The sequence below is a fragment of the Paenibacillus sp. fava2 genome, from assembly GCF_058313675.1.
In genome coordinates this window covers 2039750-2064410 of the sequence record NZ_CM177755.1, presented here as the reverse complement: position 1 = coordinate 2064410, position 24661 = coordinate 2039750, and the positions used below count along the sequence as shown (strand labels likewise).

The window sequence follows — 24661 nt, the reverse complement described above, 5'->3', positions numbered from 1 at the left end:
TCGTTCATCTCCTATTCTGTGGGTTACGCTGCTTCTCATAAGGCCTCATCTCATGCAGCTTAAGGGCCAATTGAAGCTCAAGCATATCGTCCCCGTCATCTGAATTTAGGTTCAGCAGCTCACAAGCACGTTCAATCCTGTAAGTCACAGTATTATAATGCGTGAACAATGCGGCTGAGGTTTTTTTTACATTGCGGCTGTTCTTGAAGTACTGGGTTAGCGTCTGCAGCAGGGATACGTTGTGCTTATTATCGTAATCAAGCAGGGGAATCAGATACTGATCCCGGTAATCCCTGATTTCTTCAAGCTCCGGCAGATGATACAGCAGCCTGAAGACGCCCAGCTTTTTATAGTCAATAAACGGCTCACGGAAATCACAAATTTCGCGGATATGATAAATCTTCTTAGCTGACTCATAGCTGAAATGAACCAGATCAGGGCGGCTAACCTTGTCTCCGATACAGAAGACAAATGTATCTTTGGCACAAACCGCACTAAGCTCCGTAAGCAGTCTCTGCAGAGTGCCGGTAAGCGGGCTGTCCCCGTTATCCGCTATCGTAACTGCCAGCTCGCCTTCCATGATCGTCATTTTTACATGCTGTAAATCCGGCCTGCTCCTGATTCTCTTCACCGCCTGCTGCAGCTGCTTCACCTCAGGCTTCATGTCCAGCCAGCCTACCACAGCCGCGGTCATCGCCTGATCAGGCAGCGGACAGCCGCAGGCCTCTGCCCTCAGCTTCAGATCCTCGCCGGCAACAATCCTGCCGCTGATCCAGTCCTGCAGGAACTGATCCACGTACTTCAGCTCCACTTCTCTGCGGGCGTTCGCATTGATCATTTCCAGTCCGACCAGAACCCCTACCCGGTCTATAGTCAGCTGATCCACCATAGTCAGCTCCTGGTTCCATTCAAGCAAGATCAGCAGGCACTGGTTCATCTGCTTGTCATTAACTGCAGATACATAAGCCCTGATCCGCCGCTCTCCAAGGGTGATGAAACAGATGCCCAGACCCGCCTCCTCCCTGAGCTGAATCCAGACCGGAGACTGGCGGTGAAGCCCCAGCTCCTCCGCCTGCGGGGAGCAGAACAAATGGTCCATATCATCCAGAAGCACAATCGGATTGTGCAGCATCCCGTCCAGCGAACGCAAGAAGTCATCAACCCCGTCACCGTGCAGCAGTTGCTTCGACAGCTTCTGAAACCGGCTCTGGAGCTGGGAGAGCTCCCTGGCTTCCTGAACCAGCACCCGCTCCATGATATCCCTTACTACATCAGAGAATGAAGTCGAGGAGGGCAGCTCGAAAATCGGGAAATCCAGCTGGTCAGCAAGCTCAAGCGCCCTGGCCGGTACCTCATCAATAAAACGTTTGGTCTTGATGCCGAGCGCGGAGACGCCCTTTTGGTTCAGCTGCGGAATCATGTCTGAAATCAAATCCGGCTGGTCACGGAAGGGAAACCCGCTTGTAATCAGGAATTCCCCCGGGCGGACCCAATCGATAACATCCGGGACCTCCATCACGTTTACGCGATTTATGTAACGATGCAAGCCGCCCGCTCCGGCAAGCACAACTGCCTCCTTGAGATCGGGAATCAACAGGATGTCACTGCAGGTCAGACCTGTGATTACATTGTTCGCCATGGAGCTCCGCCGCCTTTACTTTAGCTTCGAGGAATAGATATCTTCAATAATGGTTGTGCCGAAAAAGGAGTTTGGAGCTACCTGATCTTCTGCCGGCAGAAAAATGCTGATCTGCTCAGAGGGCGTATTCCCCGCATTGGCTACCGAATGAACAACGCCGGCAGGCACATGAAAGGTATCTCCCGCCCGGTAGCTGCTCCACTCGCCGCCGCTCAGCAGCTTAACCTCGCCTACGGTAATATGAATAATCTCGACCACGTCGTGATAATGCGGAACCACCTGCCCGCCGACACCGAGCTTTTCCCATAAAATAGAGCTCATCCGAATCCCCAGCTTATCCGCTTGCGCAGCAGAGACAATCTCCCGGTGATACAGCTCAATATGGTTAGGCATCAGCTCCCATGTCATTTCCTCTGCCGTCAGAACCTCGGTTTCCTGTGTAAGCATATGTCATTCCTCCATTAAGATTCATTTATTGATTTCTGCGGAAAATAGCTGCTACCAGCCCTCCGCCCGCCGGTCCCTGGTGCTCTCCGCCGCCGGATACATAGATCATCGGATCTCCGCATACATAAGCCAGAACACCGCCGACAACAGCACGCGCATGACGGGTATGGTTGATATCTGAATCATCCAGCATCGTGTGGCGCCGCTCCCTTACATAGCCTGTTGGGTCAGCCTCCGCCTTGGCCAGCACCTGAATCAGCTCATCCCCGGCATGCCGGTCGATCATGCGCTGCAGTGCCGCTCCGTCAATGGAGTCCTTCATGACATCATGGTCAATATGATAAGGCCCCTCCGCTGCGGAGGAATTCCCGAATACAATGATCTCGCAGCAGGAAAGCTCACTCCCGGCTGACGTCGAAGCAACCGCGCTGTAAAACTCCCAGTTCAAGCAGATTTCCTCATCGCTAAGCCCCTCCCGGCTGACGTCGCCGAGTGCCACAGCCACACCAAGGGCCGAAGCGCCTCTGGAATACCCCATCGACTTATAGGTATCCTCTGTCACAGGTACAGCATTTCTGCCTTGGGCTTCATGAACTTGTTCTGCAGTCAGCAGCGGGCATTTAATCTGTACAAAATGCACATCCTCCGCAGACGCAATACCGGCATCGCGGACCGCATGGGACACGGCTTCAGCCACTGCATCCACCTGGCTCAGGCGCCCCAGCTCCTCCGGCAGGAAATTCCTCGTTCTCGAAACGCCAATCGCGAGTGATTTCAACCCATGCCCGGCCTCCCCCGCCTCCGTTGATCCGCTGCGGCTCATTACAGTGAAATGCGGACTCAGGATCCCTTCCGTCCCCCCTGACATGATATAGGACACATCCGGCTGTCCGTCAGCGGAATAAGTGGTAAAAAACTGCTTCAAGGCCATCACCGCGTATCCCCGGGTAAAATCGTTGACACAGCCGTTTCCCTCGGTCTTGCCCAGCACGGCAACTACATGTGCGGGATCAATGATCCCTGCTTCAATAGAGGCTTTAAGCCCTGACGTATCATGCGGAGCACCGGCAGGCACTTTTATAACTGAGCATCTCATCACAGATCATCACTCCTTGTCCAAAAGATGACTTTTTTCTCCAGCAGTCCGACACACCAGAACAGCAGCAGCCCGCAGGCCGCCGAAGCGATAATCGCCGAGAACATCACCGGGGTATCCATATGGTAAGACGAGACCAGAACCACGTATCCAAGCCCTTTATTCGCACCGACGAATTCACCGACAATAGCTCCGACGATCGCCAGGGAGGTTGATATTTTGAGTGCAGAGAAAATGTAAGGCAGACTTGTCGGCAGGCGCAGCTTCCAGAAGATTTCCCACTTCGTCCCTTTATAAGTAGAAAACAGCTCCCAGGCTTCATATTCAATCGCCTTAAGTCCTTTGACACTGTTCACCAGTATCGGGAAAAAGCAGATCAGCGTGGACGCCACGACCTTGGAGGAATATCCGGTACCCAGCCACACCACCAGCAGAGGGGCCAAAGCCACAAGCGGTGTCGTCTTAAGGGCAATTGCCAGCGGAAAAGCGCCCTTCTCAATCGGTTTGGAATGTACGAAAATAACGGCTGTAACAAATCCCAGAATGTTGGCCAGCATAAATCCGGCCAGGGATTCCATCAGGGTAACAAGCATATGTGAACCTAATGAAGCCTCAACTGCCGATAACACCGCAGTGGGGGCAGGCAGCAAATATACCGGGATCGAGAAGAGGCGTACGGCCAGCTCCCAGAGCACCAGGAACCCCAGGCCGAATCCGAGCGGATACAGGCTGTCTTTCAGCTTGGCTGTCATAAATGCTTCACCCTCTTTCTCAGTTCCTTGACCGTATAGTGAAATTCCGGCAGCTCCTCCATCCCCGCCTCCCGCGGCGAGGGCAGCGGAACACGGATAATATCCGTAACTCCGGCGGGCCGGGGCGACATCATCACCACCCGGTCCGACAGCAGCACCGACTCCTGAATCGAGTGTGTAACCATAACGATGCTGCTAAGGCTCGTTTCGGGACTCTCCCATAGGCGGAGCAGCTCGAAATTCAGCTTCTCGCGGGTCAGCTCATCCAGGGCACCAAAGGGCTCATCCATCAAAAGCACCGCCGGATCTGCTGCCAGTGCCCTGGCGATCGCCGCCCGCTGCTGCATGCCGCCGCTCAGCTGGTGCGGAAAGTGATTCATAAAATCCTGCAGTCCCACCAGGCGCAATGCGCCTTCTGCCTTCTCCCGCGCTTCCTGCTTCGTGAACTTCTTCTTGCTGCCGAGTTCGAGCGGAAGCGTAACATTCTGGATTGCCGTCAGCCAGGGCATAAGCACCGGCTTCTGGAAGACCATGCCCAGCGACAAGTCGGAGGAAGCATAAGTGACCTGCCCTCCCTTGTCGGGACCAAGCAGCTGAAGCATCAGCCTCAGCATGGTCGATTTTCCGCAGCCGCTCGGCCCGAGTATGGAAATGAATTCATTCCGGTATACATCCAGACTCACCCGGTTAAGCACCTGCACCTCTCCAAAGGACAGGGAGCAGTCCGATAACGAGAGCATCACTTCCCGCTCTTTGGCTTCCTGCAAGGGGCGGTGTCCTGCAATGAGATTCTTCTGTTCCTTTTTCACTGCCGTCATAAGACCGCCTCCTATTCCAGGTATTCGTTCGTAAACAGTGATTTCAGATCCTGCTCCTTTTTCACAAACCCAAGCTCAATCAGACTCTTTTGCAGGGTACCCCATGCTTCTTCCTCCGTCGATCCTAGCGGCAGCTGCTCCGGCTCTAGCAGCGGAATGCTGGCCTTCATCATAGCCACCTCATGCTCCAGATTCAGCTTATCACCATACTTCAAACCGAATTCCGCCGCTTCCTCCGGATTCTTCAGTGCGTAATCCCAGCCTTTCATGGAGGCCTGCACAAAGCTCTTCACCAGCTCAGGGTCTTTTTCAATGACAGATTCCGTCGTAAACAGCGTATCCGCGTAGAAATTGATGCCGTAGTCATTCGGATCGATAATATTTACCTCTTTGCCCTGCTCCTGCACAGCCAGTACTTCATTGATCACGTACCCCGGCCACGCCTTCACCTGACCTGTCAGCAGCGGACTAAGATCATATTTAATCGGCATTTCCTCAATTTGCGAGGTTTCGATGCCTGCACTTTTCTCCATAGCCCGGAATGTCAGCTCTTCATTGCCGCCCAGCTTAATGCCTACCTTCTGGCCGACAAGATCCTCCATCGTGGAAATTCCCGACTCTTTGAGCGCGAACATTACAAAGGGGGTTTTGCGGTAAATCGTTGATACAGCCTTAACGGGCACTCCCTTTTCCCGGGCAATAATAATCTGGTCCGCACCGGTTACCCCGAACTCTTCACTGCCGGAAGCAACCATCTGCACTGAAGGAAAGTCCGATCCGCCCGGCCGTATTTCCACATCCAGTCCGGCCTCCTTGTAGTAGCCCTTCTCCACAGCGGTATAAAATCCGGCAAATTGGGCCTGATGAATCCATTTCAGCCTCAGTACAACCTTCTTCAGCTCTCCGGATTCCCCTTGGCCGTCAGCCTTAAGTGTCTCCCCGGAGCCGCAGGCGGTAAGCAGCAGCATAAGTGACGATAACAGGACGAGCATTGCTTTTCTGGACATTTTCCACATAGGATATTCCCCCGTTATGATGTAATTGTAATGGTGAGTAATACTGTTCGGCCGCGCGGCAGTCTAATACTGCTCCAGTGCTTTGAGGACCTCTGCAGAATGGCTGACGCTCCCGAATACGCCTCCCTGCATTTTGACCATTTCCAGTGCAGCCTGATGATTGCGCGGATCGGTAGCTCCGGTGCAATCCTCCAGAATAAGACATTCATACCCCCGGTCATTCGCTTCCCGCATCGTGGTGTGAACACATACGTCTGTTGTGATGCCTGTAAGAATCAGATGGGTGATGCCCCTGTTTTTCAAAATCAAATCAAGGTCGGTTGCGTAAAAGCTTCCCTTTCCGGGCTTATCGATAATAAATTCGCCGGGTGCGGGTGCAAGCTCCTCAATAATCTGCCAGCCGCGTTCGCCCCGGACGAGAATCCGTCCCGCGGGACCCTCTGATCCGATCTCTGCCCCGATCTGCCTGCTGCGCCACCGTTTGTTGGCCGGCAGATCGGATAAATCCGGCTTATGCCCTTCCCTTGTATGAATGACGGTGAAGCCTTCAATCCGGCGGATACGCTCAAGCAGCTGTTTAATAGGCTCAATCGCCCTGGCTGTCAGGGATAGGTCGTAGCCCATCTGCTCCACATATCCTCCCTTGCCGCAAAAATCGGTTTGCATATCAATAATCATGAGCGCTGTTTTCCGGGGATCCATGGCCCCGTCGTAAGGCCACACATAAGGCGATGCTGTAATTTGCATAATATCGTTTCCTCCCCTGTATACCCGCATGGATTTGCGTCAGTTTATATAACACTTTTTCCTTTGTTTCTCTTATGAGTTAGATTATATTACAACAAATCGGCCTTGTCTTCGTTTTTATTACAACAATATTGATATTTTTTTCGTATTTTTCTATATAAATAACATACAAGGTTACTTTATATTACATAAAGTACTCCCGTAAAATCCATTTTCAAATGAATCTGGTGTCTCAGATAGGAAGTATATCTGCCCCGGAATGCTGTAAACCAAACAGCACAAAAAGCCGTCAGGAACACCGGGTCCCGGACAGCTTACTGTACTCTTCATTTTACTGCTTCATATAGCCGGATCAGATCAAAGGTAAGCACTCGCTGCTTATACTGGTTAAGCGTCTATTAGCTCACAGGTCACAATGCTGCCTAGATCTGCTGCAAAAGACTATCCAGTGAATAACGGCTGCCTGCTTCAGCATGGATTACCGTATGTTGCTCCTGTACGCGCACAGATAATGTACCGGTTGAATGAACACGCAGCACTGCCCTGACCAGCTGCCCGTCCGCCCACTCGATGTCTGCTTCGATATTGCCTTTTGCCCGGAGCCCGGACACCGATCCGCTGCCCCAGGCCGCAGGGAGCGCCGGCAGCAGGCGGATTTCCCCCGGCCTGCTCTGCAGCAGCAGCTCCGCAATTGCCGCCGTCCCGCCAAAGTTGCCGTCAATGACGAAAATATTGCTCTCCGCTCCCGCGATACCGGCCTTGGAATAGGTAAGCAGGTTATCGAAGCACAGCCCGCTGATCAGATGGGCAATATGCTTGTATGCCCGTTCCCCGTCATGCAGGCGGGCAAAATAAAGCGCAAACAGCGCTGCCGTAAACTCCACATCCTCCAGATCATCCTGCTGCATCCGGTTCTCCAGGCTGATCCTGGCCGCTGCACTCAGATCAGGGGTCTCTTCCGGTGTAATCTGACTGGCAGGATATAAGGCGCTCAGATGGGAGAGATGGCGGTGCTCCGGCTGCGCTTCAGCATAATCCTCAAGCCACTCCTGGAGCTGGCCCCGGCTGCCGGTCATCAGCGGCGGCAGCTGGGCAATGGCCCCGGTCAGGCGTGCCTGCAGCTCTTCATCCTGCTCCAGCAGCTCCGCCGCCCGCAGGCAGAAGGTAAACAGCTCGCGGATCAGCACCTGATCGAGCGTCGCGCCCATCGACAGCTGCTGCGGTTCCCCGCTGCCGTCAGGGTAGAAGCTATTCTCCGGCGAATTGGACGGTCCGCTGACCAGCCAGCCCTTCTCCGGATGAACCGTCATATAGCTGAGAAAGAAGGCCGCCGCCTCTTTAAGCACCGGATAGGCCTGGCGCTGCAGAAACTCACGATCCTGGCTGTATTCGTAATGCTCGATCATCTGGACAGCAAGCCACAGTCCTCCGGTAACATTCAGCCCCCAAGAGGTCTCCCAGCCGGGTGCGGTAAAGCCCCAGACATTGGAGAATACATGGGCTGTCCAGCCTTCACTTCCGTAAAAATCCTGCGCGCTGCGTCTTCCCGCCTGTGCCAGCCGCTCCAAATAACGCATCAGCGGCAGATGGCTTGCACCCAGATTCACGGCTTCCGCCGGATAATAATTCATCTGGGTATTGATATCCAGATGATAATCACAGCTCCAGCCCATCCGGCAGGCTTCGCCGTCATTCCAGATGCCCTGGAGATGCAGCGGAAGCGGTGAATCTTCCCGTGAGCCGGCGATCATCAGATAACGCCCGTACTGGAAGAACAGGGCGAACAATCCCGGGTCACCGCTGCCACTCCCCTCAGCCAGCCGGCGGATGCGGCCGTCGGTCGGGATTTCCGGATCGGCTGCTTTACCCAGCCGGATGGATACCTTGGAAAATTCTCTGCGGTAATCAAGAATATGGGCCTCCCTCAAAGCGGCGTATCCTTTTGCGGCAGCCTGTTCAAGACTACGGGCGCACCGCTGCTCCCAGCCCTTCGCCTGGTTGGGATAATCAGTACAGACGGTGAAGTATACACGGGCCTCATCCGCCCGCGCGACTGTCCACCGGCCATCCTCCATAGCCAGCTTGCCTCCGGTAAGCTCCAGCCTGATTCTCCCCTCAGCCCATACCCCGCAGGTGCCGTCACTGTGTATCTGCTCGGTAGCCTGGCAGCGGAATTGCAGCGTATTCTCGTCGAGGCGGCTGACTGTGAAGGAATCGGTTCCGCCCCCGGCACCCAGCGTAAAGGACACGCCGCCGGGCTGTCCGCTCCAGATTCTCGCCGCAATTACATCATCGGCATGGGAGGTAATTGCCTCCCGGAACAGTGTATATCCGCCGGGATAATGGCACTCGCTCCGGATCACCGCATGCTCCAGATCAAGCTCACGCCTAAAGCGCAGGCCATCCTCGCCCAGCCCTTCGGCCGGTAGCTCAAAAGCAAACTCCAGCTCACACAGCGCCAGATTGGTGCCGAAGTTCCGCTTCACAGGCTGCAGATACTGCTTGGCAAGCCGGTCGCCCTCAGCATAATTGCCGCTCAGAAAGGATCCGCGCATCTCTTCAAGCGCTTCCCTGCCCCCGAAGGGACCTGGAATCACCTCTTCGCGGCCGGACCAGTAGGTCACTTCATTCATGCTCCATACTTCGCGCTGCGGGGATGCCATAATGACAGCACCCATTCTTCCGCTGCCCGCCGGCAGCCCCTGTGACCAGCCTTCGGCAGGACTGGTGTACCACAACTTCAAATCACTCACTTGCACATCCTCCTGTCTGCTGAAACCCGAAACCTTTGGATACCGCTCAGGCTAAGTGGAAATTTGCCATCTATTTCTTAATCAAACCTCGAAATGAGGCTACTAATTGGAAAAACGTCACTTAAATCCATGGATTTCGCGCCATCAGCCGTCTTTGAGCTGAAATAAGTGACGTTTTTCCACCTAAATGGTCCTATCAATAAAAAATACTAAAACTAAGCAGCAAAAATCCAACTAGATATGAGAGGCGTGTGGAATTGGCAGACTGCAGCCTGCCACGCCTCATCGGGGCAATGCCCGGCATCCATGTTCACAATAAAGCGGAGCCGGAGCCTCAGCTGTACAGCAGCTTCAGCACCCGCAGTCCAGTGCCAGTACTGCGGCTGTCCCGGCGGCCCGTATTGCGGATGGTGATCCGCATTAAGGCACGCTCCGCCTGCACCGGAAACATGAACGGCACCGGCCGATACGCAGCCGGGCACCATTCATCAAACAGATTAACCTCCGTAAATGCTCCGCCGTTAAGCGAATACTCAAAGCTGCCCGAATCCGGCCCGCACAGCAGGACAAGCCCGGCACGCCGTCCGGTCACCTCAAAGCTAAAGCCGGCCGCCGGATCATCTGTCCATGCATGCACGGTGGAGAACCGCCAGTTCATCAGCGGCTCACCGGACGGAAGCTCCCCTATACGAAAATCCGGGGAATACGAGGCCACGCTGCAATCCAGCATCGCTCCGTATTCATAGTTGTAGCTGTCCAGCGGGACAGGGGGCAGAAAATTCTCCACCGCCGGCTCACCCGATGAACAATCCGCCAGCAGTGCCTGCTCCAGATACGTCCTCACAAAAGCCGCATACAGCGCATGTCCCTCATCCAGCGGGTGGTAGCCGTCAGGCGCGCATTGCTTCCAGTCCAGCCCGCCGGCCTGGATCATGTCATATACTCCCGCAGCACAGTCGACCGACGGGATGCCGTAATAGACGGCCACCTCTTCATGCACCGCGATGTTGAACGGCTTGCGGCCGGACAGGTTCTTATCCGCCGCCGTATAGATGAAGATCAGGTCCATGTCCGGATTCAGCCGCCGGCACTGCCGGACAATCCCCTCCATGCCGCGCACCGATTCTTCCCGGTCGTCCCCGTCATTTACGCTGAACTCAACGAACAGCAGGTCAGGCATCCCTTCATGGAACACATGCTCCGCCAGCCGGTGGGCCCCGAACGAGGAATCGGTGCCGCCGACACCGGCATTGATGCAGCGCAGCTGGCGGCCTTCATACACCGCCTGCAAGTACACGCCGGTCAGCGCCCGCCAGCTGGCCGATTCCGGCTCTGAAGCACCGGCTCCCTCCGTAATGGAGCCGCCCAGAAAGGCAACGGTAAGCGGGGAGCTGCCGGCAAGCTTCCTGCGCATGCCGGGCAGCCCCCGGCGCGGGGCAATGATTCCATTGCCGCCGCTGCTCCGGTGACTCATTGTTTCATCTCCCTTAGACTTTCAATGGTTATTTAGCTGAAGCATCGTAGGCCTTTTGCAGAATTTCCAGGTAGCGGTCCAGCTTCAGATCCTTCAGGCCTTTGACATAGGCATCCCAGTCTTTGGTCAGGTCTTTATTGCCGGTGATAAACTGCAGCTCATTCTGCTCGATGTAATTCTTCAGATTCGTCTGCAGCATGCTGGCTTCATCAATCTCATTCGGGTCAATCCAGATTGACCAGAGAGGGAACAGCTCCTCAGGCTCATGGCCCTCATAGAGCAGGGTTGCATCGTAAAGTCTGCGTTCGTATCCATTTGAGGCATAGATATCAGTTCCCTGAACCCAGGTGTCGCGGTATTCCTTCGGCATATAGAAATGTCCCATACCGCTCCAGCCCGCATTGCGCGGGGATTCGCCTTCAGCCATCGGAATTGCCTTCACCACCGGCTTGACATCCTTGCCGAGTGCCACGTCTCCTTCAGCCGGATCGGTCCAGTCAATCCCCTTCATACCGCTGGCCGCATTGGTCTGGCCCTCCGGGGTGAACATGTAATCGACCATCTTGATCAGGGCAATCTGCGCCTCTTCACTGGCTTTGTTGGTAATGACAAACTTGGCGCCCGGCGATACGCCGCCGGCATCATGCGTGGCGTAGGAGATACCCTGCGGTCCGGTGAGCGGAGCCAGCGGATTGTAATGCGCCGAACGGGTATTGCCTGCATCGATGTTAACGAAGATCGCCGGATGCATGCCTGCGCCTGCGCCGAGGATTTCGGCCTCGGCATTTTCACCGATTTTTTTGAAGGCCTCCGCATTCTGGGTGAAGGCTCCCGGATCAATCAGGCCGGCATCATACAACGATTTGATATAGGTCAGGCCTTCCTTCCACTCCGGCTTAATCGCTGCGGACTCCACCTTGCCGTCCGTCAAATTCAGGTAATTACGGTCATCGTCATAGACGAAGCTATTCATCAGATAAGGGATAATTCGTACGCCGAAGTCTTCGGTTGATCCGCTCAGCGGCACTTCATCGGCCTTGCCGTTGCCGTTCGGGTCCTGAGTTTTGAAGGCCTCCAGCATCTGCTTGAATTCCTCTGTTGTCTTCGGCGCATCCAGATTCAGCTTCTTCAGCCATTCCGTATTGATCCACATTTTGTTCGGGTAGGAGCAGTGGAAGCATTCGGCATACGCCCCCAGCCCGTAAATATTGCCGTCAGGCGCAGTAATCAGCGACTTCATCGCCGGTGTCTTTTCCATGGCAGCCTTGATGTTGGGTGCATACTGCTCGATCAGATCATTCAGCGGAATCAGCACACCCTGCTGCCCGTATTTCAGCACATCGCCCTGGGAGAACTCATCAATGTAGGCGGTAAGCAGATAGGCATCGGGATAATCTCCGCTCGCGAGGGAAATCTGGCGTTTCTCCTTGGCGCCGTCGGACGGATTGATCTGCCAGTCAAACTTGATATTGAATTTGTCCTGAATGAAGGTGGTGAATTTATTGGTCGGGATATCGATACCTGACTCCTGGACGGCGAACACGCTGACCTCTACGGGCTGCGAAGCACTCCCTGCATTATTACTGCTGCCGGACGATGTAGCGGACGGGCTTTCTGTATTGTTATTGCCCGAACAGCCGCTGAGCACCGCCGCAAATACGGTAGCCAGCATTACGAAACTCAACAGACCTTTTCTCAAAGCCGATCAACTCCCTTTTTATTGTTGGACAAGGCGGAAAAGAATAGTGCTGATATACCGGTAAAAGCCTCACCCCCTTGCCGCAGGCATGTTGCCTCAGCCCTTGACTGAGCCGACCAGCATTCCCTGTACGAAATACCGCTGTACAAAAGGATAAATGACCAGCACAGGCAAGGTGGCGACGACGATCAGCGCATATTTCAGTAGCTCTGCCATCTGCTGGCGCTCCACCATCGCTATTGCATCCATATTCCCGGCACTGTTGTTCTGGATGATAATACTGCGCAGCACCAGCTGCAGCGGAAACAAATTGGCCGATTTCAGGTAGATCAGGGCATCAAAATAAGCGTTCCACTGCCCTACCGCATACATCAGCACCAGCACCGCCAGAATCGGCTTCGACAGGGGCAGCACCACACTGAGAATAAACCGCATATCACTGCACCCGTCAATCTCGCTGGCCTCCAGCAGCTCCTCGGGAATCGAGGCCTGGAAGAAGGAGCGGGCAATGATCACCTGCCAGACCCAGATGGCATTCGGAATGAGCAGCGCCCAGCGGGTGTCAATCAGATGCATCTCTTTTACCACCATATAGGTGGGAATCAGCCCGCCGCTGAAGATCATAGTGAAGGTAATAATCATCATTAACGTATTGCGTCCAAAAAAAGTTCTGCGCGACAGCGGATAAGCGATCATAATGGTCAGGGTCACACTGATCAGCGTACCGGCCGCCGTATAAAAAATAGAGTTGCCATACCCGCTGATAATCTCGGGCGTATTGAACAGCACCCTGAAGCCCTTGAAGGAAATATCGACCGGCCAGAGCCAGACTTTGCCTGAGGTGACGGCTGCCGGAGAGCTGATTGAGCTGCTGATAATAAAAATAAGCGGATACAGCACAGCGATTACCACTAGTATAAGCACCGTGTACACTGCGGCCAGAAAGATCCGGTCTCCGGCGGATTCTCTGATTTTGCGGGAAGCTGCGGACGAAGCGGCCATACAACAAACTCCTCTCCTACCAGATACTGTTGCTGGTGATCCGCTTGGCAAGCCCGTTGACGGTTACCAGCAACACCAGATTAATCAGTGAATTGAACAGGCCGACTGCGGTGGCGAAGCTGTAGTTGGCATTCAGCAGGCCGATCCCGTAGACGTACGTGGCAATGATCTCCGAGTTGACGATATTGAGCGGATTTTGCAGCAGATAGACCTTTTCAAAGCCGATCGCCATCACATTGCCCACATTCAGAATCAGAATAATGACAATCGTCGGCACAATGCCGGGCAGGTCCACGTGGCGGATTTTTTGAAACCGTGAAGCGCCGTCCACCCTGGCTGCCTCGTAGAGCGTCGGGTCGATGCCCGCAAGTGCCGCCAGATAGATTACTGCACTGTAACCGGCCGTCTGCCAGATATCGGACCATACATAAATCGAGCGGAACATCCCGGGTTCGCCCAGGAAATTCACCGATTCCAGCCCGAAGAAGTTGAGCGCAATATTGGCAAAGCCCAGACGCGGTGCCAGGAACAGCATAATAATCGACACCATAACCACTGTGGATATAAAATAGGGTGCGAACGAGACCAGCTGGACGAACCGCTTGAACCGGCCGCCGCGGATTTCGTTGATCATCAGAGCCAGCAGAATCGGGATCGGGAACCCGGCCAGCAGCAGGTAGCCGCTGAGCAGCAGCGTATTTTTGACCAGTGTCCAGAACATCGGATTTTCAAAAAACAGCCGGAAATGCTTGAGCCCGACCCAGGGGCTGCCCCAGATTCCCTTAATAACGTTGTAGTCCTTGAAGGCCAGGACGGCGTTCGCCATCGGATAATATTTGAAAATAAGAAAGAACAGCAGCGGCGGGATGACCAGCAGATGCAGCTGCCAGTGCTTTACTATCTTTTTCCCGGCAGCCTGCAGTCTGGCCCGGCCTTTGCTGCGGGGCACTGTCCGGCTGCGCAGGGCTATATCTTTTTGCAGGTTGATCTCCCCCTAAAAGTTTTGTGAGCGTATACTTCAGTGATTAGCTTCGTACAAAACTCGCTTCGGAAGCATAGGCTTTGTTTTGTGAGCATTTACTTCAAAGGATAGCTTCGTACAAAACTCGCCTCGGAAGCATAGGCTTTGTTTTGTGAGCATTTACTTCAAAGGATAGCTTCGTACAAAACTCGCCTCGGAAGCTTACGCTTTGTTTTGTGACTTTTGTGTGATAGCGCTTTCTACACGAGTTGATCATAGAGGATAACCGCCGTCCCTGAACAGGTACACTTCCGTATTTTGCGTACATTTCACCCTGTTTGCAGGGGGCAGTACTTCCTGGTACGGCCTCTATTCCAGCATTTTGTAAGCGGATTCATATTATTCCGGCAGAATAGAACGGCTGCACCCTCCCTACCGGATGATGCAACCGTAAGCCTAATCCATATTAAAGCCTGAGCGGAGCCGGCCTCTATTCAGCACCCGATTGCCGGTAGGTACTCGGTGAGATTCCCGTTAAGCGCTTGAAGGCTCTGCGGAAGGAGTGTGAGCTGTTATAGCCCACCAGGGCAGCTATTTCATCGACGGTATAACGGCTGTCCCTGAGCAATACCGCTGCCCGGTCCATTCTTACCTTCACCAGATGATCGGAGTAATTGACCCCGGTCACCTCCTTGAACAGCTGGGAGATGTATTTTTCCGGCCGCTCCACATGCTCTGCCACCCGGTAGAGGGTCAGCTCGGAATCGGCGTACATTTCCTCGGTATACTGATACATCTGCTTGACGATCTGGGTATGGGCCGCTTTTTTCTTATTGGCAATGTAACCGCACAGCTCTTCCATAACCGCCTGGAATTCGGTTCTGATCATGTCCGGCGGCTCCGCAGAGCTGATGTCAATGATCCGCCGTTTAGCCCCCTCGAAGACCGGCGATTCCATAAAAGCCTTCTGATCCAGCAGCTTGAGGAAGGTTCCCTTCATCTCCCCGATCAGCTGGTGCTTCATCTCGACGGACAGCTCACGCCCGCCCAGGTTCTGCTCAAAGGCTCCGTCGAGAATCCGCACCGCCTCCGCCAGCTCTCCGGCCCGCAGTGTACTGATCAGCCGCTGCTCGGTATCGAGCGGATAATAATAAGTGCTGCTGCTGTTCTCAAGCTGTGCTTCATGCGCCCAGAGGATACCTTTATTGTTCGTATAGACCGCATACTCCAGTGCCTGCTTAGCCTGTTCAAATGAACCGCTGACCTCCGTAGCCGCCGAGAAGTAACCCCCGAAGCCGGACTGGATGGAGATCCGGTACTCTTTCAGGACGAACTGGGCCAGATTCTCCATAATGCCCGTAATACGGGCTTCCTGCTCCGGTACAGGCCCATCCTCACCGGTCTGCGCAAAGAACAGGACGACGATTTTATCCGAGCCCAGATCCGTTACCGGCAGGCTTCCGGCCATCGATCCAAACGCCTGCTTCACCAGCAGCCTGGCCGCGTTCAGCTCATTCAGGATTTCCACACTATCCATGCCGTTGTAGCCGCTGATCAGGATCACTCCGGCATAACCGGCTCCCTGATCAAGGCCGATATCGGCCTGGGCGGCTGCAGAGGCGATTTCTTCCCGCGACTCGAACTCTCCGGCAATCAGCCGCTTGACAAAAGCGTCCCGCACCAGCGGAAGCTGGCGTGTAAGCTCGCTTTCCAGCAGCCTGTTCTTGGAAATCATATCGGCGATATTTCCGCTCAGGAAATCGAACTCGCTCTGTTCTGCCGTTTCCTCCTTGCCGAACTGCTCCTTCATCACGCTGAGCAGCCGGTTGATCGGAGCACTGTTGCGGTAAGCCAGCACCAGTCCGGCCAGCAGGCCGAGGAACAGTGTACCTCCGGTAATCAGCCAGGACGTATACTTGATCCTGTTGGCATTCTCCATCAGGCTGCTGCGGGGAATTCCGGCCTGATACACCCAGCCGTTCGTATCTGAAGCGGTCGTAATGACCAGATCGTTCCGGTAGAACTGACTGACCCTGCCGGGATCGAATGAAGCGTCGGCATGCAGCTCCTCCATATAAGGTTCATCCTGCCCCTGCAGCACAATCGTCCTGCCCTGCGCATCGCTGATATGGACCCAGCCCCCGTAGCGTTCAGTCAGGCCGGAGAGGAGACTGGCAATAATTTTTTCGTCAATCATAACAACCACTACGGCAGGTGACGAATCGTTGAAGCTGTCGAGCGGCAGCGACTGCATATAGGTAATGACCGAGGTCTGCATACCTTTGCTGACAAAGGCGCTAAGCGGCCTGATTTCACTGCGGTGTGTTTTCTGGAGCACTTCCGTCCGCCACTGTTCGAGCGGCAGCTCATTATAATGATAGATTTCATAATAATGCTCCGGACGGTAGGAGGAGCCTGAGGTCAGCACCAGATCATAGTTGGCGAGATAAATATAATAATCCTGCAAAAAATCATTGGTCTGTCCGAAGGTGAGCACATTGCGCATCGTTCTCCATATGCCGTAGACATTCTTTTCCCCGCTTCTTTCATTCAGCAGCACGTTCAGCTCCGGATTGATCGCCAGCTGCCGGGTCAGCCCCTCCACCTCAGCCATCCGGCGCTCCAGCAGCTCCTGGCTCTTCTGCAGCTGAATTACGCTGTTCTCAATGGAGATGGATTCCGTTACGGAAATGGAGGTACGGTAAGACATATAACCGCCGATGCCGGGAATGATCAGAATCACCATATAAGAGATCAGAAATCTGCGGAATATCTTGGAGTACTTGAGCATGAGTTCATTCCCCTCCCGATTGTTAGCGCTATCATTATATAAGCTTAAAAGAATTTGCCCGGCAGTCAAGTCCCCTGTCAGGCGCTGACCTCTTTGGATCGGCATTTGACCATCCAAAGGTTAACCTATCCGTAGCCTATTCTATTGCAGCTTCTGCAGCACAATGCCGGAATTCTCCGGCTTTCCGGGCATTGGCTGCCCGGCGAAAAAAGGAGCCGCTACCGGCTCCTTTACGCTTATTCCTTGCATTTTTTCTCATGCCGGTGCTTAACTGTGCCAATTAAAAGCATTATTCGCCCAGCTCCTCACCGCCCCCGCTCTTTTCCGTGTAGGCGTGATCCATCGAAGCCTCCAGAATATCCCCGAAGGCCCAGTGCGTCAGCGGCACATCGCTCCAAGGGGAGACTGCCGCGCCGGACAACGGGCCTCTGCCGAGTGCCCTGTTCACGGCCGTTACTGCTTCAGCGCGGGTCACCTCCTGGCCGGGACGGAAGGTCCCGTCGGCATAGCCTTTCAGAATGCCGGCTCCCTGCGCCTGCCGGATAGCGGATTCAGCCCAGTAACCGGCGCTGACATCGCTATATCCGGCTCCTGGCGCTGCAGTAAGATTCCCGAGCAGCACGATCAGGCTGGCGAATTCCGCCCGGGTAATCTGGCGGTCCGGTTTAAAGCTGCCGTCCGGATAACCGTTCATCAGTCCCATAGCGGATGCACCAGCTATGGACTCTGCTGCCCAGTGGCCGGCTTTTACATCAGTGAAGGCTTGTGCTGCTCCCCCGCCTTCACGGCCGGATGCCTTAACCAGCAGCGCTGCCATCTCCGCCCGCGTAATCTTCTGCTCCGGCTTAAATAATCCGTCAGGATAGCCGCTGATATAGGCTTTATGCTGCTTCACGGCATCCTGATCTGCCGCGGGTGACGCGCTTGGCACTGGGGATGCGGAAGGCGATGCCGCCAGTGAGACCGGTGCTTCCGGGACCCCGCCCGGAATAGCCGTCACGGGTGACGGAGTTACTGTCGGCGCCGGAGTTGCTGTAGCAGACGGCGCAGGCGTAGGCTGCCCGCCCGGGTCTGTAGGCCCGCCGGTTCCGCCGCCGACAGTATAGCTGAGCTGGTCGCTGAGCATCAGGCTGCCTGAGGCTTTAACCGCCTTCAGTACATGGACCCCCGGGCTTAGGCCCGTCTGGCTGAAAAGATTTTGCAGCACCTGCCGTTCACTGCTGTAAGCACTCACTGTCCGGATAAACTCACCGTCCAGATAGATATCCATGTCGCCCAGTTCAGGGCCCTTGGGTCCGCTCATGGAAATGCCGGTGCCGCTGAATGTATACTCCAGATAATCCCCGTCGGCTTCCGTATAGTGGACATCGTTCAGGTAATCACCATTAAAAGCAAACGTCAGCTGCAGCGTGCCATCCGGCTGTGCAGCCAGATACTCCTGCTTCACTGTTACCGTATCGCCTGTAAGTGTATAATCTGTCCCTTCAGCCAGTGTATAAGCGCCCTGTCTGATGCCGCCGAACAGGGAAGGCTGGCGCAGCAGCTTTACCTCAAGTCCGGCTGGCGCAGCTTTGTCGAAGACAGCCTCCACCGGATTGATCAGATCGGGAATTTCCACCTTCAGCATATCCAGCAGCATGAAGCTGCCTGATTTCTTCACCGCCTTCAGGGTATGAAGCCCTTCCGGCAATCCTGTAATGCTGTACAAGTTCTGCTGTGCCAGGCGGCCGTTATTGTAGGCACTGACCGTCCCCTTAAATTCTCCGTCGACATAAATATCCATGTCGCCCTGGGAGGCGTCTTTCTCGGTATACAGCTGGATGCCCGTACCGCTGAAGGTATATTCGAAGGAGTCGCCGTTCTGCTCGGCGTACTGCACATCATCCTTGTAATCGCCCATCCCCCGGCCGGTGCTGCGTGACCAGGAGCCGTTGTAAACAATCGCCGGATCATCATTATTTATGAGCGAATAGCGGACCATCGCGGAGCCAGTGATGCTTATCTCAAGCACAGCGCTCGCTCCTCCATCGAACAAGAAGGTCAGCTCCGTTTTGCCTGAAGGAAGATCATACAGATAATCTTTACGGATGGTGACCCCGTCCCCGCTTACTGTATAGTCTCCTCCTTTTGCCAGAACCGCTGTCCCGTTTCGGACCTCCAGCAGCGGATCACTGCCCGCCGGAAGGCTAACGGTCACATCCGCCTGTTTGCCCGGCGCTTTATCAAATTCGGCTGACGCCGGTTCAAGCAGCCCGCTGACGCTGATTCGCAGCGCATCCAGCAGCATGTATTGGCCTGAGCCCTTCACTACCTTCAGCGTATGCTCTTCATCGGCAAGACCCGAGACACTGTAGACAACCTGCTGGGCTTCCTTGGCCCCTGGCGTATAAGTGCTTACTGTCTGCGGGCTGGCTTCATCGTCCAGATAGACCAGAATATCCCCCTGCGAGGAATCCTTCTCCGTCAGCAGGTCGATGCCTGTTCCCTTGAAGGTGTATTCAAAATAATCACCGTCCGTCTCGGTGTAGTGCACATCTCCCCGGTAATCCCCGTGGGGTCTGCCCGACTGTGAGGACCAGGCTCCGCTGTAGACAATGCCGCTGTCGCTGTCATTGATATAGACCGCTTGCGTGACTGTCCCGCCGCCGGGTTCAGTTGGATTTCCGCCGCCGGGAGGCTGCGCTGATTCAGCGATCTTTACAGCAATGTCCTGTGAAGCAGGAGTCTGCTCCTTGCCGCCGTTCCGTTTCCAGGAGCCGGTATAGCGGACATTCGTATCATCATCATTGACAATGGATGTCCCGCTCTTGGCCGTAACCTTGAGCAGCCTTGAGGCATGCGGCTCCAGCGGTCCGCTGCTGAAGCCGGTACCGAATGTCCCCAGCTCGCTGCGGCTCCACAGATCGCGCACAGAAGCCGGCCCCTCCAGGCCGATGTCACTCCAGTTCACATCCACAGCAACGCTGCGGCTGCCGAGATTGAACAGGGCCACATTATATGTCCCGTCACCGTTATTGGCATACCACACCTGCTGCTGGCTGTTCATCGACACCGGATGCGCTGGATGCCCGGCCTGATTGACGGCGATGACCTCCTCATTAGTCAGCAGCTGCATTCCGTAATCATCCAGCCGGGTCATATCATTGCCGATATAGAGCTGGGCCGCCGAGACTGCCCAGAAGGTCATGGCTGTCTGCCGCTCATCCCGCGTAAGTCCGTCCATCGCACCGTTGCCGACATTGAGGGAATCAAAATCATTCCAGCCCCCGGGGCCGGCCTCCCTCCACCAGATCGCGGCCTCAGGGAACAGGCGGGCGATATTGGCCCACTGGGTCAGCCCGACACTGCTGTCATAGGACTCCACATCCCAATGGATCCGCCAGCCGTTGGCATACTGCTTCCAGAAGTCCGCGTAGTTGTGGTCAAGCGCCCATGACAGCTCAAACCAGATATCATGCCGGTCCAGCGCCTTGGACCAGGCCTCCACATCCCCGCGCGCATCGCGGCTTAGATTATTAATGCCCGAGCCTGGAGTAACACTGTCGAACTTCACGAAGTCGATGCCCCATTCGCCGAGAAGATCGGCGATCGAGTCCACATACTTTTGGGCACAGGGATTGCTGAAATCAATTTTGTAAGTATAAGAGTTCCAGTAGTCCATCACCGTCAGCGGCTTATAGGTGATGTCCTGTATCCTGCACTCCCCGTTGGTGCCGTAAATTTCGAGATTCTGGTTATAGGCGTCGATTGATACACCCGGAATCAGATAAATCCCGATCTTTTGGCCGTTGTTATGCACATAGTCGATAACCTCCTGGAACCCGTCCGGATAGCGTTCTGCGTTAGGTATAGGCCGGCCGTATTCATCCATGCCGCCGTTCCAGCCTGCATCAATATTGATATATTCATAGCCGTAGTCCTGCAGCTTCTCGTGCATGGCATCAGACTGCTCCTTGATGCGTTCTGCCGATATCCAGTTGCCGGATGGTTCGTACACCTGCATGCTGTAGCTGCTCCAGCCCATATACGGCTTCTGGGCCAGCGCCTTGTCCGCCGCTTCCGCCACATTCCCTGTGATTCCCGCCGCTCCGGCCTGTACAGCTACCACCATGCAGAGCAGCAGACTGACCCCGATCCTTTTAGCCAAAGACTTCAAATGTTCCCAGCTCCCCTCGCGGTTTATGAAGCGCTTCCATTTTTGTTGCACGAGAAAAGCATAGGGGCAGACGCCCGGCTTGAACAGGTACATCTGCGGTCCCCGGCGTACAGCATTCCCGGTTTACAGGGGGCAAATGCCGCGGGGACAGCCATTTTTCCCTCTATGCCAAAAAAACCCCGCGGAGATTATCACCCTCCTGCAAGGTTCAATGGGATATCTGCTGTTTTCGCCGTTACAATGTTCCTGCAGTCTGCTTCCGGCCTTCCGGCTGCTGGCCAACCGTATAACGCTGTCTTACTTCCTCCACCACATTACGCAGCCGGTCACAGGTGGCGAGCAGCTGGTCAACCTCTTCCCGGCCCACCTTATTAATGATTTCATTCAGGATGCCTGAGTAACGGGCCATCCGCTCCCGGAATACTGCCTGCCCCTCACCGGTAAGGCTGATATATACGGCTCTCCGGTCGGCTGGGGAAACCGTCCGCCGGATAAAGCCCTTTTCCTCCAGCGCACTGATGGTCTGTGAAGCGGTCGGCCTGCTGATCTGCAGCAGCTCGCTTAACCGGGAAACCATAATGCCGCGGCACTCCGGCGAATCCGGCCGGGCCTCCTCTTTTTTCATCATCACATCGATCATGAACATCATCAGAAATTCACCGTAGGGAAGCGGATCATTCCAGTTCGTACGGTTCGTTAAACTTCTGATATTCTCAAATACCTTCAGCAGCTGCTCTTCCTGATGATTCTGGGAATCCATAAGATACCTCCGTATATTGTATAGTCAGTCCCGTCGTTACATAGCCCGAAAAACAGCATCATTCAGCTTCTGCAGCAGCTGCCCCAGCTGCTCACGCTCCGCTTCACTAAAGTCCTGCAGCAGCTGCGAGAATTTGTCCCTGCGTACTTCTGTATCACTTTTCAGCGTCTCCGCTCCCAGCTCAGTCATCTGCAGCGTGTACGCTCTGCCGTCCTGCGGATCGGGAACCCGGTATACGTAGCCTTTTTGCTCCAGGGCAGAAGCCTGGCGGCTGATTGTTGAAATATCCAGGTGGAATTCATCGGCCAGGGCCTTCACGCCGGCGGAGCCGTGCGAGGCGATCTGGTGAAGCAGCAGATAGGCCGAATGATCAAGAATCCCATACTTTTTATAAGTGCTGATGGAGGTCAGCCGGCGGCTGAGAATGGTCATTTCCAGTTCAATTGCTTCTAGCGGGCTTCGTTCCATAATGTGCAGCAGCCTCTCTTTCCTGCATATTCCGATATTTATTGACTTCAAATTCGCAGCTTGTATAATACAAGTATATAGTTTCATTATACAAGTTATTTCAGCAAAAGCTAGTCCATTCACAGGTGGGGGAACCTCATGAAAGCTCATGAAATCATGATTCGGCAGGTGTACAAGGTGAAGGAATACGATACCGTGCGGACTTTTATCGAGAAATGCCTGGAGCACCGGATCAGCGGCATGCCGGTCATCAACGACCGGAACGAAATTGTTGCCTACATCAGCGACGGGGACATCATGCGGTATATCGGGAAGCACGATGATCTGATCGTCGATTCCTTTTTTCAGATCAATGTGATTAAAGGCGACGAGGATGAATTCGAGGAGCGGACCCGGCGGCTGCTGAACCTCAACGTCATGTCCATCGCCAAGAAGAAGGTCACCACGGTACCCTGGGATGAAGATATTGAACGGATCGCTGCAGTCCTGGGCAAAAAACAGATTAAAAAGGTTCCGGTTGAACGCAACAATGTGCTTGTCGGCATCATCAGCCGCGGGGATGTCATCCGCCATTCTTTTAAATCCTTATTATAGCAGCAGGCAGCCGCACAAAGAGACCGCCCCGGCTCAGGACGGCCTCCAGTACATTATTCTTTTAACAACGCAGGTTACAGCTTGAGCAGCTGATCCACTTTGACCGGCAGACCGGTGGCAATCGACTGGTTGGCGGCAATGCCGGTCAGAATCGACTGGGCACCGTCAATGTGCGAGGCTGCCCGGTTAAACCGGTCATCCGCCGGACGCTCGAAAATATCGCGCAGCATCACCGGGTCCCCGCCGCCGTGTCCGCCTACGCCTTCCTCAATCTCCACCTCATACGGGGCAGCAAACTGCGGAAAGACCGTAATCTGCTTGTTTTTTACCGCACCCTCCTGATCCTTGCCGCCTCCGGCATTGACGTAGGATTGCTCCACAACCTTGACCTCCATCCGGCCTTTGGTGCCGTTAAATACAATATTGAAGCCCTCCCACGGCAGGTAGGCATTCAGGGAATAGTTCATGATTGTCTTGTTCTTGTATTTGACCATAACGCCCATGGTGTCCTCAATGCTGATATTATCGCCAAAAACGCTCTGGTCGCGCAGGTACCCGTCCTCGTGCTCGGTATCCAGATACATCTTTTTCAGCTGCTCATTGTCCTTGAGATGCAGGGCGAACGGGTCGTTCTCTGCCGCCTTGCTCCCGTGCACCCGCTGGTAGAACTCGGTAACTCCGCGCTTCTCGGCATTTTCCCGCCCGTAGAAACGCAGATCGCCCATCGCAAATACCGTATCCGGCTGCGAGCCGAGCCAGAAATTCATCAGGTCAAAGTGATGCGTCGATTTGTGGACCAGCAGCCCTCCGCTGTTGCGCTTGTCGCGGTGCCATCTGCGGAAATAGTCCGCCCCATGCTGCGTGTTGAGCAGCCATTCAAAGTTGACGGACAGCACCTCGCCGATCGCCCCGTCCATCAGCAGCTCGCGGATTTTGGTGTTGTGCGGCGCATAGCGGTAGTTGAAGGTTACGCGCAGCTTTTTGCCAGTGCGTTCGATTGCATCAAGAATCTCCTTGCACTTCTCTACATCCGTTGTCATCGGCTTCTCGGAAATCACATCGCAGCCCAGCTCCATGGCCCGGACTATATAACGGTGATGCGTGCGGTCAACACTGGTTACGATCACGGTATCAGGCTTCGTCTCTTCGATCATTTTATCAAACTCATGGGCCTTATACGTTGGAACCGCATGGTAATTGTATTTGTCGGTCAGCAGTGTATTCACGTAAGCCATTCTCGCCCCGTTGACATCACACAAGCCCACGATCTCTGCGGTCTCCCGGTAATTCGTTGTAATCTCCCCGTAAAAGAATTCGGCCCGGCCGCCCGTGCCCACAAAAGCGTATTTCTTGCTTCCCACTGTTATCACTCCATCGCTATTGTTTTGAATGCGTTTACTACGTATATTGTATAGTGTAAAATATATTCATTTCTAAACGGTTTTTGCTGAAAATGAACTTTTTTATGCATATTTTATCCTTAACGTA

At 54.5% G+C, this 24661-nt stretch carries 18 protein-coding genes; 1 reads left to right on the top strand and 17 read right to left on the bottom strand.

What is annotated here, in order from left to right; genetic code table 11:
• Positions 1-4: 4 nt before the first annotated feature.
• The 16 genes from AC4G46_RS08650 to AC4G46_RS08575 form a co-directional block, all read right to left on the bottom strand.
• Positions 5-1639, bottom strand: coding sequence for a PucR family transcriptional regulator (locus tag AC4G46_RS08650; RefSeq protein WP_491127572.1), 1635 nt, complete (start codon positions 1637-1639; stop codon positions 5-7).
• 15 nt (positions 1640-1654) lie between these two features.
• Positions 1655-2086 (bottom strand): cupin domain-containing protein, encoded by a 432-nt coding sequence (locus AC4G46_RS08645; RefSeq protein ID WP_491127571.1) that lies wholly within the window; start codon positions 2084-2086, stop codon positions 1655-1657.
• Between the two features lie 25 nt (positions 2087-2111).
• Positions 2112-3182 carry a cyanuric acid amidohydrolase gene (atzD, locus tag AC4G46_RS08640; RefSeq protein ID WP_491128826.1) on the bottom strand — a complete coding sequence of 357 codons (1071 nt, stop codon included), beginning with the start codon at positions 3180-3182 and terminating at the stop codon, positions 2112-2114.
• Positions 3182-3934, bottom strand: coding sequence for an ABC transporter permease (locus AC4G46_RS08635; RefSeq protein WP_039871344.1), 753 nt, complete (start codon positions 3932-3934; stop codon positions 3182-3184). Before AC4G46_RS08635 ends, atzD begins: the two co-directional genes overlap by 1 nt.
• Positions 3931-4752 carry an ABC transporter ATP-binding protein gene (locus AC4G46_RS08630; RefSeq protein ID WP_491127570.1) on the bottom strand — a complete coding sequence of 274 codons (822 nt, stop codon included), beginning with the start codon at positions 4750-4752 and terminating at the stop codon, positions 3931-3933. The genes AC4G46_RS08635 and AC4G46_RS08630 overlap by 4 nt, the downstream gene beginning before the upstream one ends.
• 11 nt (positions 4753-4763) lie before the next feature.
• On the bottom strand, positions 4764-5768 hold the full coding sequence (locus AC4G46_RS08625; RefSeq protein WP_491127569.1) for an ABC transporter substrate-binding protein: 1005 nt from the start codon (positions 5766-5768) through the stop codon (positions 4764-4766).
• A gap of 63 nt (positions 5769-5831) precedes the next feature.
• Positions 5832-6515 carry a biuret amidohydrolase gene (gene biuH, locus AC4G46_RS08620; RefSeq protein WP_491127568.1) on the bottom strand — a complete coding sequence of 228 codons (684 nt, stop codon included), beginning with the start codon at positions 6513-6515 and terminating at the stop codon, positions 5832-5834.
• Positions 6516-6937: 422 nt separating this feature from the next.
• Positions 6938-9268 (bottom strand): glycoside hydrolase family 95 protein, encoded by a 2331-nt coding sequence (locus AC4G46_RS08615; RefSeq protein WP_491127567.1) that lies wholly within the window; start codon positions 9266-9268, stop codon positions 6938-6940.
• Between the two features lie 334 nt (positions 9269-9602).
• Positions 9603-10742 carry an SGNH/GDSL hydrolase family protein gene (locus AC4G46_RS08610; protein ID WP_491127566.1) on the bottom strand — a complete coding sequence of 380 codons (1140 nt, stop codon included), beginning with the start codon at positions 10740-10742 and terminating at the stop codon, positions 9603-9605.
• A gap of 28 nt (positions 10743-10770) precedes the next feature.
• On the bottom strand, positions 10771-12441 hold the full coding sequence (locus AC4G46_RS08605; RefSeq protein ID WP_491127565.1) for a type 2 periplasmic-binding domain-containing protein: 1671 nt from the start codon (positions 12439-12441) through the stop codon (positions 10771-10773).
• Positions 12442-12537: 96 nt separating this feature from the next.
• Positions 12538-13443 carry a carbohydrate ABC transporter permease gene (locus AC4G46_RS08600; RefSeq protein ID WP_491127564.1) on the bottom strand — a complete coding sequence of 302 codons (906 nt, stop codon included), beginning with the start codon at positions 13441-13443 and terminating at the stop codon, positions 12538-12540.
• 16 nt (positions 13444-13459) lie between these two features.
• Positions 13460-14392: an ABC transporter permease gene (locus AC4G46_RS08595; protein ID WP_491127563.1), complete on the bottom strand. Its 933-nt coding sequence runs from the start codon at positions 14390-14392 to the stop codon at positions 13460-13462.
• A gap of 502 nt (positions 14393-14894) precedes the next feature.
• On the bottom strand, positions 14895-17195 hold the full coding sequence (locus AC4G46_RS08590; RefSeq protein WP_491127562.1) for a helix-turn-helix domain-containing protein: 2301 nt from the start codon (positions 17193-17195) through the stop codon (positions 14895-14897).
• 289 nt (positions 17196-17484) lie between these two features.
• Positions 17485-21351 (bottom strand): X2-like carbohydrate binding domain-containing protein, encoded by a 3867-nt coding sequence (locus AC4G46_RS08585; protein ID WP_491127561.1) that lies wholly within the window; start codon positions 21349-21351, stop codon positions 17485-17487.
• Between the two features lie 235 nt (positions 21352-21586).
• Positions 21587-22111, bottom strand: coding sequence for a MarR family winged helix-turn-helix transcriptional regulator (locus tag AC4G46_RS08580; protein ID WP_491127560.1), 525 nt, complete (start codon positions 22109-22111; stop codon positions 21587-21589).
• 36 nt (positions 22112-22147) lie between these two features.
• On the bottom strand, positions 22148-22579 hold the full coding sequence (locus AC4G46_RS08575) for a MarR family winged helix-turn-helix transcriptional regulator (protein WP_491127559.1): 432 nt from the start codon (positions 22577-22579) through the stop codon (positions 22148-22150).
• A 138-nt stretch (positions 22580-22717) separates the two neighbouring features.
• On the opposite strand from AC4G46_RS08575, the gene AC4G46_RS08570 reads away from it, so the two are divergent.
• Complete coding sequence (locus AC4G46_RS08570) at positions 22718-23173, top strand: CBS domain-containing protein (RefSeq protein ID WP_491127558.1); 456 nt, start codon at positions 22718-22720, stop codon at positions 23171-23173.
• Between the two features lie 74 nt (positions 23174-23247).
• On the opposite strand, the gene AC4G46_RS08565 is transcribed toward AC4G46_RS08570, so the two are convergent.
• Positions 23248-24534 carry a Gfo/Idh/MocA family protein gene (locus AC4G46_RS08565; protein ID WP_491127557.1) on the bottom strand — a complete coding sequence of 429 codons (1287 nt, stop codon included), beginning with the start codon at positions 24532-24534 and terminating at the stop codon, positions 23248-23250.
• Positions 24535-24661: the final 127 nt, after the last annotated feature.